Raw genomic sequence first — 16,165 nt, forward strand, 5'->3', positions numbered from 1 at the left:
ATTCCTACCTTTTTCCTTCCATATGATGTATAATAATAAGAAAAATCACGCAGGACAAGGAGGCGTCTCTTTTCATGCTGGTTTCCCGCCATTCCAAACAGGAACCCTCCCCAAAACCCCGCGCGCATTCTGCGCAGCAGTGGGCGCGGTATACCCCCGCGCCCGATACCGGCCTTTCGGAAGAACAGGTTCAGCAACGCCGGAATGAAGGCCTTCTCAACGGGGAAACGGAGATCAAAACAAAATCCATCGGACGAATCATCCGCGACAATGTGATTAACCCGTTTAATATTCTCAATATGATTCTGGCCGCGCTGGTGTTGTCGGTCGGTTCCTTTAAGAACATGCTGTTCATGAATATCATCCTGATCAACACCTGCATCGGCAGCTTTCAGGAGATCCGCGCCAAAAAGACGATCGACAAGCTTTCGCTGATTTCTGCGCCGAAAGCCTCTGTCGTGCGCGCCGGAAAGACGCAGAAAATCCCGGTTTCGGACATCGTGCTCGACGATATTCTCCATCTTTCCTCCGGCAACCAGGTCTGCTCGGACTGCATCCTTCTGGAGGGCGAATGCGAGGCCAACGAGTCGCTCATCACCGGCGAATCGGATCCGGTCACCAAAAAGCCGGGCGACCTTCTGCTCTCCGGCAGCTTTCTCTCCAGCGGATCGTGCTACGCAAAAGTAGAGCACGTCGGCGAGGAAAACTACGCCACGCAGATCTCCAGCAGCGCCAAATATGTCAAAAAGCCGAATTCGGAAATTCTCTACTGGATGAACATCATCATTAAAATCATCGGCTTTGTCATTATCCCCGTCGGTGCGCTGCTGTTCTACAAAGAGATGTTCCTTTCGGATATTTCGTTTCAAGAATCCGTTCTCGATGTGGTCGCCGCTTTGATCGGCATGATTCCGGAGGGGCTGATGCTGCTCATCAGCGTGGTGTTCGCCGTCGGGGTTCTGCGCCTTTCCCGCCACAAGACCCTTGTCCAGGAGCTTTACTGCATCGAAACGCTCGCGCGCGTCGATACGCTCTGTCTCGATAAGACCGGAACCATCACCGAGGGCACCATGCAGCTCGATGAGATTCTTCCGCTTCACGATACGCCGCAGGAATCCATCGAAACGGCGCTTGCCGCCATGATGCAGTCTTTGCACGACAGCAACCCGACCTCTGACGCCCTGCGCAAAGCCTTTCCGGATGCGCCCGCCTGGCGCGCCGTCGCGGAGGTTCCGTTTTCTTCCGCACGGAAATGGAGCGGCGTCTCATTCCAGACGGAGGGCACCTATGTGCTCGGCGCGGCGGAATTTGTCCTCAAAAGCGCCTTTGAAGCGGTGCGGCCGCTTGTGGAATCCTATTCCGATCTCGGCCACCGGGTGCTGGTGCTGGCGCATGCAGACGCGCCGTTTTCCGGAAAAGAGCTTCCGCTCGGCCTAAATCCCGTTGCCCTGATTCTTCTCAGCGATAAAATCCGTCCGAGCGCCAAACGGACACTTGCCTATTTTGCCGATCAGGGCGTCACGCTCAAGGTTATCTCCGGCGATAACGCGCACACCGTCTCGAACATCGCCGAAAAGGCCGGCCTCGAACACGCCGACCGCTATATCGACGCGACCACCCTCCAAACAGACGCGGAAATTGCTGCCGCAGCAAAGGAATACACCGTTTTCGGGCGCGTGACACCGCAGCAAAAGCTCCAGCTCGTCAAGGCGCTCAAACAGGACGGACATACCGTCGCCATGACCGGAGACGGCGTCAACGACGTTCTAGCGCTCAAGGAAGCGGACTGCAGCGTCGCGATGGCTTCGGGCAGCGACGCCGCCCGGACAGTCTCGCAGCTGGTGCTGCTCGATTCCGACTTTGCCTCGATGCCCCTTGTCGTCAAGGAAGGCCGCCGGTCCATCAACAATCTCCAGCGTTCAGCTTCGCTGTTCCTCGTGAAAACGATCTTTTCCACGCTCATCGCGGTGTTTTTCATCTTTGCGCCGGTCACCTATCCCATGGAGCCGATCCAGCTGACGCTCATCAGCTTTTTCACCATCGGAACGCCCTCGTTCCTGCTTGCGCTCGGCCCCAACAAAGAGCGCGTCCACGGGCATTTTATCTGGAATGTTCTGCAAAACGCCCTGCCCGCCGCGCTGACCATGACGCTCAATCTCATCATGATGACCGCCATCTTTCAGTTCGTCGGGTTTACCGGCAGCGAATTTTCCACGCTCTGCGTCCTGATGAACGGCTTTACCGGCCTGCTCATGCTGCTCAATGTTTGCCGGCCGCTCAACTCGGTCCGCACCGTTCTCTTCTGTGCAATGGCCGCAGGCTTTACCGTCGCCACCATCTTTTTCCAGCCGCTGTTCGGGCTGGTTCCGGTTACGGCCAGCATGCTGGTGGTGCTGATTCCGATGATGTTCTTTGCGGTCTTTTTGATGTCTATGCTCTCGCAGCTGCTGCGATATTTCGCCGCGCGGGTCTCAAGCGGAAGCAAACGGCGGCACACACGCCGATAATCCGCACAGCGCCGTGCCAGCCAACGGCTGTACGAAAACGCGCTGCGAACAGAAACAAATCCGCGCGCGTTCCCTCCTCCAGACAAAATCCCCCCGGCCGAGATCCTTTCGGGATCCTTTCCGGAGGGATTTTTCTATTTTGTTTGGCGCGCGTTGCCGACGCGCGATGGATCAAACTCTGCCGCATGAAACGGTGCGCAGCGGCACGTGCTAAGCCAGCCCCGCGCGCCGCAAACCGCTTTTGGAACCGGCCTGCAGCCGCAAAAACGGCACAGCATTCCTTGCGCCACGGCGGCTCCGGGGTTATCCTAGACACACAATACTCCGCCTTTTCGGCACGCTGCAAAACGCTTCAGCCGGCGGGGAAAACCCGAAGTTCCCGGACATCACCGCAGAATATCCGGCTTTTTACCGCACAGGCGGGCAGGACAGCCCGGCAGGCGTCCCGGCAGGCTGCATCATCGAACCCGCGAATTCCATTTCAGCAGAATGGCTTCGATCTCTGAAAGTGTCCCGGCAAAATAGATGCCGCTTTGCCGCTCCGGCGTTGAAAGGCCGGTCTCTATCATCTGCGTGAGGAGCCTCTGCAGGCCGTCGTAATACCCGTTCCGATTATATAGCATGCAGGGCGCATCGAGCTGTCCCAGAGACACCATCGACATCACCTCCGCGATTTCTTCCAGCGTACCGGTTCCGCCCGGAAACGCCAGAAATGCGTCGCCGAGTTCGATCATTTTCGCCTTGCGCTCTGCCATATTCTCGGTGACCATCAGCCGGGTCAGGCCGCCGTATGCAAAGCCCTCGTCCAGAAAGCATTTCGGCTCGACGCCGGTCACTTCTCCGCCGGCAGCCAAAACGCTTCTGGCAAGCTCCCCCATCAGCCCGGTTCGCGATCCGCCATAGACCAGCGCATTTCCGCTCTCTCCAATCCAGGTTCCAAAGTCTCTGACCGCAGTTTCGAGCGCCGGGTCGTTTCCCGCAGTCGCGCCGAGATAAACGGTAATGTTCATGGATTCTCATTCCTTTCGCCGGCATTCCGGCTTTTTTCTGTTTGCTGCAGGCTGCACGCGAGCATTGCGCCGTACCCGTGCAGTGGGTTCACCCTGCGCTGATTACACTGGGGGGATCCGGCCTGCACTTCGCCGTGCTGTCCTGTATTTTGTGCGGCTGCCGCCTGTGCGTCCGCACCTTTGCCCAGAGTGCACGCCTTTGTCCAGAGTACGCGCCTTTGACCGGGGCGCACGCCTTTGTCCAGAGTACGCACCTTTGACCGGGGCGGCGCACGCCTTTCATCAAACCTGCAGAAGAAAACCCTCACACAGCCCGCCAGCCGTCCGACGCTGCCGGCCGATTCTGCCGCCCATTTCCCACACATCTGCGCTTTGATACGCCCAGCGCCTTCTATGATACCAGAACACTGTCAAAAAATCCATCTCTCCCGCAAAAAGCGTCCGGAAATTCGCTTCCGGGCGCCCGGTGCACCGTATCATTCCGCCAAGCTCAGACGAGTCGGACATATTGCGCGCTGACATAACCGGTGATTCCGTTGTATTCGATCGCATACCAGCCGTTCCATTCCCCGTTTACCGTGAGAGTCGCGCCTTTCGGTGCCGATCCGATCACCGCGGCGTCCGTCGAAGGCTTTTCCCGGATGTTCAATCCGGTTGTCTCGGTAATGACAATGCCCTTTTGCGGCTGCTCAGGCGGCGTGATAAAGGGAATGCCGAAATAGATCGTCAGGCTCTGTACGATATTCTGCGCGATCTTGTCAGTATTTGCGAGAATCCAGGCCGCGTCCTCGGGATTATCGTGATAGGCAATCTCCATCAGCACGGCGGGCGCGTTGGTTTTCGTGAGCTCCACCAGACGCGTCGTCGGCACTGCGCGCACCTTGGAGGGATCCGGGTAGATCTTTTTGAAATTCTCCGCCAAAATCTCCGCGGCGCGTTTGCCCTGGCTGCTTCCCGCATAATAGTAGACGTCCGTTCCCTGCAGTTTTCCGGAAAGCGACTCCGGCGCGGCGTTGGAGTGCAGGGCAAGGTGCAAATCATAGTCCCCGGCGTTCGATTCGCGAATTGCCTGCCCGAGCGTCATTCCGATGGCATTCCGGCTGAACGTGATATCGTTCGTGCGTAAGTACGGCTCCATCGCGTCCGCAATCCGGTTCATTTCCGCCTGTTCGCTGGTCTCTCCGCCGACGTACAGATTGTATGGCTGGAGAGACGGGCTGAGATAAATACTTGGCATCATACCGCCTCCTTTCTTTTCAGTTTATGAGAGACCGACCCGTTTGGTGAAATAGGTTTCGCTGTCGATGCCGGACGGGCGCAGAAAGCGTCCGAGTGTAAAGAGGCACTCTGGATCCCTTGTCAGCACATTCATCTGCTCATTGCAGGTAAACGCCGCCTGAAATCCAAAACTCCGGATAATTTTCAGACTGTCGGCGCAGTAATCTCCGAACGGAAATACCATCGTGTCCGGCGTTTTTCCCGTACAGCCAAGCAATTTTTCCTGCATGGGCAAAATATCCTCCCGCAATAGCGCCGCATAGGCTTCAAAACTCTCCCCCTTTTGTTTCCCGGCGCCTTTCCGCGCGCCGTATTCGTGCAGATTGTAGGTGTGGTTTTGGAATTCCACCAGCCCGGATTCGGACATCTCCCGGATCTGATCCCAGGTGATGTGCGAATAGTTGGCGTGGTTGTCTTCTGTCCCGCTGTAAAGGTCCGTATAATACCCAATCGGCGCAATGATCAGCTTCATCCGGTACTTTTGTGCGAGCGGATAGGCGTAAAGATAGTTGTTGTAATAGCCGTCGTCAAAAGAAAGGATCACCGGCTTTTCCGGCAGCGGCGTCCCCTCCTGCACATAGGCAATCACCTGCGCCATATGAACCGGCGTGTATCCGTTTTGCGAGAGATACTGCAGATCCTGCTCCAAAAGATCCGGGGAAATCACATATTTTCCGTGATAGGCGCTGTCCTTCAGGAGACTGTGATACATGATAATCGGCAGCTTGATTTCCTCGTCCGATGCAGACGAGACGACTTCTGCGGCGGGCGCCGCTGTCGATTTCCGCTGCGCTGCAAATACGGCCGCCGTTGCCGAACCTGTCAAAATTACCGCCGCAGCCGCCGCGAAAAGGCGCCGCCATCTGATTTTCCATACCCGAAACACCGTGCATCCCTCCATCCTGCTACCATACATACCAAAACGGCCCCGCGAATATACATTGTCCGCAGATTCTTTCGCAGAAAATCCGCTTTGGCCGCAAAATCGGAGCCGGCTCCGTCACTTGGATGCACGCCGGCTTTGCTTTTCCGGCCGCAAAACCGAAGGCAATTCCGCTGAAACGGAACATGCAAAACGACATGCGCTCGGCAGCGGGACTGATCGGCCCCGCGTCCCGGCAGACATCAGCCGAACACGCAAAAAGCGCCGGGCCGCAAGGCGGCGGCGCCTGCTTGCGCACAGTCATTTTCATAAAAAACAGCGCCGCATCCAATCCGATGCAGCGCTGTTGTGCACATAGATTTGTTACGCGTGATTACGCGTCGGGATCCGGCCCCATGCTGACCTCCAGTACGACCTGCGAACCGTAGGGCAGGCTCTCTCCGGGGCTTGCGTTCTGATAGCCGACCACATAGCCGACCGCATAGCTGTCGCTGTAAACATCAACCTTCCGCGGAATAAAGCCGAGACCGCTCAGCGTTTCCGAAGCAGACGCAAGAGAATTGCCCTCCACATAAGGCAGCTCCCGCTGTGCCGGACCGCGGCTGACGGTGACGACAATCGACTCGCCCTTCTGCATATACTTGCCTTCTCCGGCTTCCGGAGACTGCGACAGAATTGCGCCCTCCTCCACCGTATCGTCAAATTCCTTTTCGCCAAGCAGGATTTCATAGTCCGGATCCGTCTTTTGCTCCAGCTCTGCGAGCAGATCCTCATAGTTCTGGCTGCGCAGATCCGGCACCAAAATGGCGTCCTCCGGCACCGAGGATTCTTCCGAAGAAAGGCCGCTTGACACTTCCAGTTCACTGACGACCGAACTCATCGCGGAAGAGGCATCCCCCTCCTCCGGATTGGTTCCGCGGATCGAAACCCAGAGGTATACAATCAGTCCCAGCACCGCGACCGTCGCCAGACAGGAGACCAGAATCCAGACGGAATCCGGCAGTTTGCTGGTGTTTTCCTGCTTTTTCTCCGTCTGCGGAACCGGCGGCTGATACGGCGCGACAATTTTGCGGATCGTCTGCGTCTCCTCGATACTCGCCGTGACCGTCGGCGCAGCGGAAAGCTCTGCGCGCAGGCGCTCAAACGTCTGCGTCCGGTTTTCTCTCGAAATCTGCAGCGCATTGGCAAGCGCCGTAACCACATGCGGCGGAATACTTCTGAGCGTTGCAGTCGGAATCATCAGCCGGGAATCGGTCTTGCGCTTTAGCGCATCCTGCGGCAAAACGCCGGTCAGGGCAAAGAACAGCGACGCCGCAAAGCCGTACACGTCGGTCGCTTCGTCAAACGCAGCGTCCGCATCATACTGTTCCAGCGCCGCACAGCCCGGAACCAAATCCGGCACCATGCCCGATCCGACCCGCCGGATGGACTCGATTGCAAATCCGCCGAGCCGCATTTTTCCGTCCGGCAAAATACTGAGCGTTGCGGGAGAAATTCCATAATGCCCGACACCGCCCTCATACATCGCACTGAGCGCGGACAGCACCGGCATAAACAGCTGGCGCGCGGCGTTCCAGTGCAGGCTGCCGCCGCTGCGCTCCACAAAATACCGCAGCGAAATGCTTTCCGCCCATTCTGAGACCGTGTATGCGGTCTGATTTTCTTCAAAGATATCGTAAATCTGCTCAATGGCAGACAATTCGCGCATATGCGCAACCCTTCTGGCATAGCTGAGGAACGCCGCCATGCACTCGTCAAAGGGAATTTCCTTGCCCGCTATCGGTGCAACCGACTTTCCGTCGGCGGTGCGCAGGCAAAAATTCTGCGGATACAGCTCCCGCAGCTGGACCGGCGCGCTCAGCACCAGGTCAAACCCGATGTACGTAATGCCCTCGCCGTTGCGGAACATGCCCCGGCCGACGAGATAGCGGTTTTGAAGGATTGTGCGGTACGGAAGCGCCTCCGGCATCTGCCGGTCAGCGTCCGGATGGTATCCGCAGCGCGGGCACACCGGATGATCGCCCATATCGTTCATACAGCTCATGCAAAGATGTTCGATATTCGCCATTGCTCCCCTTCACACTCCTTCCATTCCGAAATAGTTTGAGAAATATTTGAGAATCCGCTCATGGAGCATTATTCCACGTTGCTGTCGTCCCAGTTGTGCCAGACGTTCTGCACGTCATCGTTATCCTCCAGCGCATCCAGCAGACGCTGCATCTTGAGGATCGTGTCCGGATCTTCGAGTTTGGTGTAGGTACTCGGCACCATTTCGGTCTCCGCGGAGACGAAGGTGTACCCTTTGGCCTCGAGGTCATCGCGCACGCCGCTGAAATCCTCCGGTTCGGTGTAAATTTCAAAGACATCCTCGTCCGCCTGGAAATCCGACGCGCCGGCTTCGAGGGCATCCTCCATGACCTTGTCTTCCTCGAGATCCTCGCGGTCGATGGCGATCACGCCTTTTTTCTCAAAAAGGAAGGAAACGCAGCCGTTGGTTCCAAGGTTTCCGCCAAATTTATCAAAATAATGGCGCACATCGCCGGCGGTACGGTTGCGGTTGTCGGTCAGCGTCTCCACGATGACGGCAATTCCGCTCGGACCGTATCCCTCATAGACGATGTTCTCATATTTATCCGCATCGCCGTCGCCGGCCGCTTTTTTGATGATCCGCTCAATGTTGTCGTTCGGCACATTGTTGGCCTTTGCTTTTGCAATGCAGTCCTTGAGTTTGGAGTTTGCATTCGGATCCGCGCTGCCGCCTTCTTTGACCGCAACCGCAAGCTCACGCCCGATTTTGGTAAAGATCTTCGCTTTTGCGCCATCCGTCTTTTCTTTTTTCCGCTTAATATTGTTCCATTTCGAATGCCCGGACATTGGTTCTGCCTCCTGTGAAAACCGAAAAATCGGTTTCGTAAAATATCATTTGGAACGGCGTCTTTCGTGACAATTCCGCACGTTCCTGGGAAACGGGTCTGCGCCAAATTTGCAGGCTGGAAGCCAATTTTGCAAGTCTGACGCTGCCGCAGCAAAAAGTGACCATGAATAAAATCATATTAGCATAATTTTTGATGCTTTGCAATACAGAATTTTGCTCACTCTGCGAAAAAGCAGGGCTTTTGCGGGTTTGCTTCCGGGTTTGGTTCTGCAAGGCGCGCAAATTGCCGTTTCAAACCGGCGATTTTCCCGCAATTTGCGGCCGTACAAAATACGTACAAAACAAAAGAAAACCTCAATTGGCACCAGCCAGCGCAGAATATCCGACTCTTCATCGCATGGGCGGGACAGTCGGCAGGCATCCCGGCGGCTCCGAAGCGTTCCCGAACGCGCATACTCCGCCTTTTCGGCATGCTGCAAAACATTTCGGTCGCCGCTTATCCGCGAACCTGATTTTAAACAGCGCGCGGCCCGGCGCGCTGCAAAACGCTTTGGCCGACGAGAATCCCGGCGGCTCCGGTCTCCGCAAACTATCCGGCTTTTCATCGCGCGGGCAGGACAGCCCGGCAGGAACCATCGTTGCGGATGATCGCGCCGCATTTTTCATCCGTGCGGGCGGATCTGCACAGCGCAAAGGAGACGGGCGCCGTTTTGCTTTCTTTGCGCCTCTGCGAAACACGCTGCTGGTTTTCCATAAACATGCGTATAGAGCCGGTTTCTGCCGTACAGCGCGCTCGCTTTCCCGCGCTGCAAAACGCTTTGGCCGGCGAAGAACTCCGGCGGCTCCGAAGCGTTCCCGAACGCACAATACCCGCCTTTTCGGCATGCTGCAAAACATTTCGGTCGCCGCTTATCCGCGAACCTGATTTTAAACAGCGCGCGGCCCGGCGCGCTGCAAAACGCTTTGGCCGGCAAAGAACCTCGGCGGCTCCGGTCTCCGCAAACTATCCGGCTTTTCAGCGCGCGGGCAGGACAGCCCGGCAGGAACCATCGTTGCGGATGATCGCGCCGCATTTTTCATCCGTGCGGGCGGATCTGCACAGCGCAAAGGAGACGGGCGCCGTTTTGCTTTCTTTGCGCCTCTGCGAAACACGCTGCTGGTTTTCCATAAACATGCGTATAGAGCCGGTTTCTGCCGTACAGCGCGCTCGCTTTCCCGCGCTGCAAAACGCTTTGGCCGGCGAAGAACTCCGGCGGCTCCGAAGCGTTCCCGAACGCACAATACCCGCCTTTTCGGCATGCTGCAAAACATTTCGGTCGCCGCTTATCCGCGAACCTGATTTTAAACAGCGCGCGGCCCGGCGCGCTGCAAACCGCTTTGGCCGGCGAGAATCCCGGCGGCTCCGAAATTTTCCCGAACGCACAATACCCGCCTTTTCACCGCGCCGAAAGACAAAAAATAAATGCCCCGGCATTCACCGGAGCATTTATCCCTCGAGCAAGACGAACTTATGCCTCTTCCCTCATCTTTGCAAAGCACTCGCTGCAATATACAGGACGGTCTTCACGCGGCCGGAACGGCACTTTAGCTTCTTTTCCGCAGCTTGCGCATACGGCTGTGAACATCTCGCGTTCCGGCTTCGCAGCGTTCTTGCGAGCATCGCGGCAGGCCTTGCATCTCTGCGGCTCGTTTACAAAGCCCTTGGATGCGTAAAATTCCTGCTCACCGGCGGTGAAAACGAATTCAGCGCCGCATTCCTTGCATGTGAGTGTTTTGTCTTCGTACATCTGATTTACCTCGCTTTGGATTAAAGATATTGAATTTGCCCATAGACGGATTCGCACCGCCGCCTTTGAAGTTCAACGCTCTACTTAAGCTATCCGGGCATATGGATCAAAAAGTAAGAAGCCGCTTCATCTTCTGGCGAACCCGCTGGATGGCATTATCCACGGATTTACCGGAGAGATGCAGCTTTTCGGAAATTTCTGAATAGCCGTAGCCATTCAGATAGAAAAAGAACACATCCCGTTCGAGTTTGGTAAGAGACTGTCCAATCTGATTGCGAACCGTCTCAAACCGCTCCCGTGCAATCAGGAGCGATTCCGGATCGGAATCATCCTGCAAAGCCAAATCGAACGCTGTGTGATTCTGATCGTCATCCAAAGAAACGAGATCACAGGGCGGAATTCGTTTTTCCGCAGCCTGCGCACGAAGCGCAGACCGCAAGCGGTTGACAATGCAGACCTCTGCGTATGTTCGGAACCCGGCGCGGTTCTCCGGAGAATAGCTCCGCGCTGCGCTGAAGAGTCCCAAAAGTCCCTCCTGACAGGAATCTTCGAGTTCCAAGGTCGAAAACTCCGCCGCCTTTTTGCGAATCAGCGGAAGATACCACGCCGTCAGCTCCAGAAACGCATCCGCGTCTCCATCCTGCACTTTTGATATCAAATTCCATTGCGCTTCCCGGCCGTTTTCGAGGGACAAACCTAAACCCACCTCATGGCAGAACTTTTTTATTGCTTACTCATCATACCCGAAATACGCGGAAATGTCAACCACAAATTCAACAAATTCAAGAAAAATTACAAACAAAACCCCTACTATTTTTCGCGAATTGTTGAATCCGGAACGTTTTGCGGATATAATGTCGATAGATGACGGAGATTTGGAGGTGCCAAAAAATGCTTTCCCGCGTGTTTAGTATGGGAATTTTTGGAATGGAAGCCTTTCCCGTAGAGGTCGAAACCGATCTTTCCCGCGGGCTGCCCGCGTTTGAAATTGTCGGTCTGCCGGACGCCGCTGTCCGGGAATCGCGCGATCGGGTACGGGCGGCGCTGAAAAACTGCGGATTTGAATTTCCGGTCAGCCGCATTACCGTCAACCTTGCGCCTGCCGACCAGAAAAAGACCGGCCCGATCTATGATCTGCCGATTCTGCTGTCGCTGCTCTGCGCCTCTGCACAGATTTCTGTGCCGCAGACAGAGCTGAAAGAAAGCCTTTTTCTCGGGGAACTTTCCCTCTCCGGCAAACTCCGTCCGATGCAGGGCGTCCTGCCCATGGCCATCAAAGCGCAGAAAGAAGGCTTCCGCGCGCTCTACGTTCCTGCAGAAAATGCGCTTGAAGGCGCCGCGGTGGAAGGCCTTTCTGTCTACGCCGTTCAAAGCGTTCCCCAGCTGCTCGCACATTTCAGCGGAACCCAGCCGATCTCTCCGCTTGCACCGGCGCTGCCGCCTGCTTCCGTACACCTGCAGGAACCGGATTTTTCCGACGTCCGCGGTCTTTCCGACGTCAAGCGCGCCGTAGAAATTGCGGCCTGCGGCAGACACAATCTGCTGATGATCGGCCCGCCCGGATCCGGAAAGAGCATGATCGCCAAGCGCATTCCTTCGATTTTACCCGACATGACAAAAGAAGAACAACTCGAAACGACAATGGTGCATTCCATCGCCGGAACCATCCCCAGCGGACATGCGCTCCTGCCTGCGCGGCCCTTCCGCGCGCCGCACCACACCATTTCCCCCGCCGGTCTTTCCGGCGGCGGCACCATCCCAAAGCCGGGAGAGCTCTCACTCGCCCATCACGGCGTTCTGTTTCTCGATGAGCTTCCGGAATTCAGCCGCGGAACCATTGAGCTGCTGCGCCAGCCGATTGAGGACGGTGTCGTTGCGATTTCCAGAGCAGCCGGACGCGCCGTTTATCCCTGTTCCGTGATGCTCGTCGCCGCGATGAATCCCTGTCCCTGCGGCTTTTTCGGCCATCCGTCCAAACGCTGCACCTGCACGCCATCCGCCGTTTTCAAATATCTCTCCCGGATCTCCGGCCCGATGCTCGACCGGTTCGATCTGCACATCGAGGTTCCGGCCGTTCCGTTTTCGGCATTTGACGATACTGCGCCTGCCGAATCCTCCGCCGAGATCCGCAGGCGTGTCGATGCCGCCCGAAGAATCCAAAGCGCCCGCTTTGCAGGCACCGGCATCACCTGCAACGCACGGATCACGCCGGACCGTCTGCGGGAAGTTTGTCCCATGGACGCAGCGGCGCGGGCTGTTTTCCAGAGCGCCTTTGAAAATTTCGGATTTTCCGCACGCACATACGACCGCGTCCTGAAAGTAGCAAGAACCATTGCCGACATGGACGGCAGCGCCGAAATCCGCGCGCACCACGCAGCAGAAGCTGTCCAATACCGCACACTCGACCGAAAATATTGGGCGCGCGCTCGTTAAGCGCACCCGGAAATCAGCGCACTTCCTGCTGTCCGTACTGCAGACGGTAGGCGCGCGGAGAAATGCCGAATTTCTTTTTGAACATTCGGTTAAAATACGAAACATTATTAAACCCGGCCTCCAGCGCGATTTCTGTCACCGCCGATTTCGCGGTCTTCAAAATACCGGCAGCGTAGTCCAGCCGAAAATCGTTGAGATATGTGATCACTGTCACGCCCGTATACTTTTTAAAAAACCGCATAAAATGAGATTCACTAAACCCGCAAAGCGCCGCAAGCTCTTCGATTTTCAGCGGCTCGGCAGAATGCTCACTGATATATTGCAGGGCGGTCTTGATTTTCTCCTCCGTCCGGTAAATCGGCGACTGGGTCGGCTGCTCCACGGCGTATCCGTTTTGAAACAGCAGCCGGATCAGCCGGAGCATCCGCTCTTTGAGCTCCAGCTCATATCCGAAAGCGTGCGCGCCATAGCACCGGAGCAGCGCCTCGTAACACGCGAGCAGCTCCGGATATTTGGAATCGCGCGGGGAAATTTTCGGCTGCAATTTATAGAACCCGTTAAACAGCGGCATCAGATAGTCTACCGCACAGATATCCCGCAGCCGGCAGCCCAGAAAATCCAGATGGAACACAAAGCTTTCCGTCACCGCCGCTCCATCCGGGACAGCCGCGTGCAGCACATGCGGCGAAATGAATGCGAGGTCGCCTTCCCGGAAGGCAACCGGTTCAAAATCGATGGAATATGTGATTTTCCCCTTGCGGACCAGCATCACCTCCAGCTCTTCGTGCCAATGCATGGAAAAGCCCGTAAAATTCTCGTCGGTCGAACAGTAATATCGCTGGAACGGCGCCAGCACATTGCCGTGCACCGTTCCTTCTTTTAAATGGGTCAGTCCGTTTGCTGCCATAGTTTCACCTGATTTTTCGCGTTCTGCGGATATTATAGTATCAGGATTTTGCAAGAAAAGAGCAGAATCCTACAAGAACTTTCGATTCTTTCTCAGTATAATAGGTATTAGAAAATTTCTCAATCCCTTTTTCGGGAAACTTTTTCAGAAACCGTGCAATCTTAATTTTAGGAAAGGAAGATTTCACCTGATGATTCAAAAATACCGTTTTGGAACCCCCTTCCCGACAGAATCTGTCGTAAAAGAATTGGAAATCACCGCCGGTACGCTTCCCTATCTCACGGTCTCCGAAGGCGATTCGCTCTCGTTTTCCTACCGGATGGACGCCGACGACGCCGTTTACGGACTCGGCCAGAATGTTCGCGGCATCAACAAGCGCGGCTGGCTCTACCGCAGCAAAAACTGCGACGAACCCAGCCACACCGAGGAAAAAAACTCGCTCTACGCCACGCATAACTTTCTCATTGTCAGCGGCAAGCACAGAACCTTCGGCCTGTTTCTCGATTACAGCGGAATTGTGAGCTTCGATGTGGGCTACACGCATCTTGATACGCTCGTCATTACACCCGAAGACGGCAACCTCGATCTCTATCTGATCGAGGAAGATTCCCTGCTTGCGATCGTCAAATCCTTCCGCGGCCTGATCGGCAAGAGCTATATTCCGCCGAAATGGGCATTCGGTCTCTCGCAAAGCCGCTGGGGATATGCTTCCGAGCAGGACGTCCGCGAGGTTGCCCGGCGCTATCACGAAAACCACCTGCCGCTCGATTCGATCTGCCTTGACATCGACTATATGGAGCGCTACAAGGATTTCACCGTCAACCAGGAGACCTTCCCGGATCTTCCGAAGCTTGCCGATGACCTGAAAAAAGAGGGCATCCGCCTCGTGCCGATCATCGATGCCGGCGTGAAAATTGAGGAAGGCTACGACGTCTACGAGGAAGGCGTCCGCGAGGGCTATTTCTGCAAGCGCGCAGACGGCAGCAACTTTGTTGCGGGCGTCTGGCCGGGCCGGGTGCATTTTCCCGATTTTCTCCAGCCAAAGGCCCGCAAATGGTTCGGTGAAAAGTATCAGCGCCTGATCGATCAGGGCATCGAGGGCTTCTGGAACGATATGAACGAACCGTCGATTTTCTATTCGGAGGAACATTTAAACGAGGTGTTCGACGAGATCGACGAGCTGAAAAAGCAGGAATTGGATATTGACTCCTTCTTCCATTTCCAGTCCATCGTGTCAGGCATCAACAACAACGAGTCGGACTACCGGCGCTTCTACCACAATGTAAACGGCAAGATGGTGCGTCACGATGCCATTCACAACCTCTACGGATACAACATGACCCGCGCCGCCGGGGAATCGTTCCTTACGCGCTACCCCGACAAGCGTCTGCTGATCTATTCGCGCTCCTCCTGCATCGGCATGCACCGCTATGCGGGCATCTGGTGCGGCGATAACAATTCCTGGTGGTCGCATATTTTGCTCGCTTTGCAGATGATGCCTTCGCTCAATATGGTCGGCATTTTGTTCTGCGGGTCGGATATCGGCGGATTCCTCATGAACACCACCGAGGATCTGAGCCTGCGCTGGCACGCGCTGGGGGTCTTTACGCCGCTGATGCGCAACCATTCTTCGCGCGGCACGAGAGAGCAGGAACCGTATCAGTTTGACAACATCGAGATGTTCCGCCGGGTCATCAGCGTCCGCTACGCGCTGCTGCCCTATCTCTACAGCGAATTCATGAAGGCCGCCCGAAATGACGGCATGTACGCGATGCCGCTTTCCTTTATCTATCCGGAAGATCCGCTGGCGTGCGACGTGGAAGACCAGATGATGATCGGCGAGAGCATCATGATCGCGCCGGTCTACCGGCAAAACGCAGCCGGACGCGCTGTCTATCTGCCGGAGCGCATGAAGCTTTACCGGTTCCGCGGCGCAGAATCCGTCACCTCCGAAATTCTCGAAGCAGGCATGCATTACCTTCCGGTTGCGCTCGATGAGGTCATCTTCTTCGTCCGCCCGAACCATCTCGTGCCCTGCTGCAAAGGCGCAGACTGTGTTGCGGATCTCGATGAATCCACGCTTTCCCTGCTCGGATTCGTGGAGACAGAAGCCTCCTATACGCTCTACCACGACGACGGCTTCTCCCGGGAGTACGACAATCCTGCAAACTTCACAACGCTCACGCTCTCTGCGGACGGCACCAAAACCGCAAGCGACGACCGCATCACGCTGCTGTAACGGCAGTGCTTTTACGAAGATCCCAAATCAAACAAAAACAGTCTCTGCGGAGTCTTTCCTGCAGAGGCTGTTTTTTGTATCCCGAAAGCCACTCGCTGGGCGAGTGGTTCAAAAGAGGCTTCTGCCAATGAGGCAAAATAAAACTCCCTCTGTTATAGTAGAGATGCGGTCTGGCAACTGCAAACTACAAAACAAAGGGAGGTCACTCAAGAATGAATGACACAAACAGTTTAGCGCATACGAAAT

At 55.8% G+C, this 16,165-nt stretch carries 11 protein-coding genes; 3 read left to right on the top strand and 8 right to left on the bottom strand.

Annotated elements, in window-relative coordinates; genetic code table 11:
* The first annotated feature begins 74 nt into the window (after positions 1–74).
* Positions 75–2,507, top strand: coding sequence for a cation-translocating P-type ATPase (locus tag IAG03_RS04210; RefSeq protein WP_249318559.1), 2,433 nt, complete (start codon positions 75–77; stop codon positions 2,505–2,507).
* A 458-nt stretch (positions 2,508–2,965) separates the two neighbouring features.
* Here IAG03_RS04210 and IAG03_RS04215 read toward each other — a convergent pair whose 3' ends face one another.
* The 7 genes from IAG03_RS04215 to IAG03_RS04245 all read right to left on the bottom strand — a co-directional run bounded on the left by IAG03_RS04215 (position 2,966) and on the right by IAG03_RS04245 (position 11,034).
* Entirely contained in the window at positions 2,966–3,517 is a 552-nt protein-coding gene (locus IAG03_RS04215) for an LOG family protein (RefSeq protein WP_249318560.1), read from the bottom strand.
* Between the two features lie 490 nt (positions 3,518–4,007).
* Positions 4,008–4,754, bottom strand: coding sequence for an N-acetylmuramoyl-L-alanine amidase (locus IAG03_RS04220; RefSeq protein ID WP_249318561.1), 747 nt, complete (start codon positions 4,752–4,754; stop codon positions 4,008–4,010).
* Between the two features lie 24 nt (positions 4,755–4,778).
* Positions 4,779–5,681: a polysaccharide deacetylase family protein gene (locus tag IAG03_RS04225; protein WP_249318562.1), complete on the bottom strand. Its 903-nt coding sequence runs from the start codon at positions 5,679–5,681 to the stop codon at positions 4,779–4,781.
* Between the two features lie 370 nt (positions 5,682–6,051).
* Complete coding sequence (locus IAG03_RS04230; protein WP_249318563.1) at positions 6,052–7,746, bottom strand: PASTA domain-containing protein; 1,695 nt, start codon at positions 7,744–7,746, stop codon at positions 6,052–6,054.
* Positions 7,747–7,814: 68 nt separating this feature from the next.
* Complete coding sequence (locus tag IAG03_RS04235; RefSeq protein WP_249318564.1) at positions 7,815–8,552, bottom strand: YebC/PmpR family DNA-binding transcriptional regulator; 738 nt, start codon at positions 8,550–8,552, stop codon at positions 7,815–7,817.
* 1,509 nt (positions 8,553–10,061) lie between these two features.
* The gene (locus tag IAG03_RS04240; protein WP_249318565.1) at positions 10,062–10,340 is read right to left on the bottom strand and encodes a zinc-ribbon domain containing protein; all 279 of its coding nucleotides are present in this window, start codon (positions 10,338–10,340) and stop codon (positions 10,062–10,064) included.
* 106 nt (positions 10,341–10,446) lie between these two features.
* Positions 10,447–11,034, bottom strand: coding sequence for a sigma-70 family RNA polymerase sigma factor (locus IAG03_RS04245; RefSeq protein WP_249318566.1), 588 nt, complete (start codon positions 11,032–11,034; stop codon positions 10,447–10,449).
* A gap of 218 nt (positions 11,035–11,252) precedes the next feature.
* Here IAG03_RS04245 and IAG03_RS04250 point away from each other — a divergent pair, with 218 nt between their 5' ends.
* A complete protein-coding gene (locus tag IAG03_RS04250; protein WP_346726102.1) occupies positions 11,253–12,773 on the top strand; it encodes a YifB family Mg chelatase-like AAA ATPase in 1,521 nt (506 codons plus the stop codon).
* 13 nt (positions 12,774–12,786) lie between these two features.
* Here IAG03_RS04250 and IAG03_RS04255 read toward each other — a convergent pair whose 3' ends face one another.
* Positions 12,787–13,680, bottom strand: a complete 894-nt coding sequence (locus IAG03_RS04255; protein ID WP_249318568.1) for an AraC family transcriptional regulator — start codon at positions 13,678–13,680, stop codon at positions 12,787–12,789.
* Positions 13,681–13,870: 190 nt separating this feature from the next.
* Here IAG03_RS04255 and IAG03_RS04260 point away from each other — a divergent pair, with 190 nt between their 5' ends.
* The gene (locus IAG03_RS04260; RefSeq protein WP_249318569.1) at positions 13,871–15,919 is read left to right on the top strand and encodes a glycoside hydrolase family 31 protein; all 2,049 of its coding nucleotides are present in this window, start codon (positions 13,871–13,873) and stop codon (positions 15,917–15,919) included.
* Positions 15,920–16,165 lie beyond the last annotated feature (246 nt).

Source organism: Yeguia hominis, assembly GCF_014384705.1.
In the GTDB taxonomy this organism is placed as follows: Bacteria; Bacillota; Clostridia; order Oscillospirales; family Acutalibacteraceae; genus Yeguia; species Yeguia hominis.

Bases quoted from the DNA above. Each gene is read 5' to 3' on its own strand.
- IAG03_RS04210 (WP_249318559.1), top strand. From the start codon at position 75: ATGCTGGTTTCCCGCCATTCCAAACAGGAACCCTCCCCAAAACCCCGC.
- IAG03_RS04215 (WP_249318560.1), bottom strand. From the start codon at position 3,517: ATGAACATTACCGTTTATCTCGGCGCGACTGCGGGAAACGACCCGGCG.
- IAG03_RS04220 (WP_249318561.1), bottom strand. From the start codon at position 4,754: ATGCCAAGTATTTATCTCAGCCCGTCTCTCCAGCCATACAATCTGTAC.
- IAG03_RS04230 (WP_249318563.1), bottom strand. From the start codon at position 7,746: ATGGCGAATATCGAACATCTTTGCATGAGCTGTATGAACGATATGGGC.
- IAG03_RS04235 (WP_249318564.1), bottom strand. From the start codon at position 8,552: ATGTCCGGGCATTCGAAATGGAACAATATTAAGCGGAAAAAAGAAAAG.
- IAG03_RS04240 (WP_249318565.1), bottom strand. From the start codon at position 10,340: ATGTACGAAGACAAAACACTCACATGCAAGGAATGCGGCGCTGAATTC.
- IAG03_RS04250 (WP_346726102.1), top strand. From the start codon at position 11,253: ATGGGAATTTTTGGAATGGAAGCCTTTCCCGTAGAGGTCGAAACCGAT.
- IAG03_RS04255 (WP_249318568.1), bottom strand. From the start codon at position 13,680: ATGGCAGCAAACGGACTGACCCATTTAAAAGAAGGAACGGTGCACGGC.
- IAG03_RS04260 (WP_249318569.1), top strand. From the start codon at position 13,871: ATGATTCAAAAATACCGTTTTGGAACCCCCTTCCCGACAGAATCTGTC.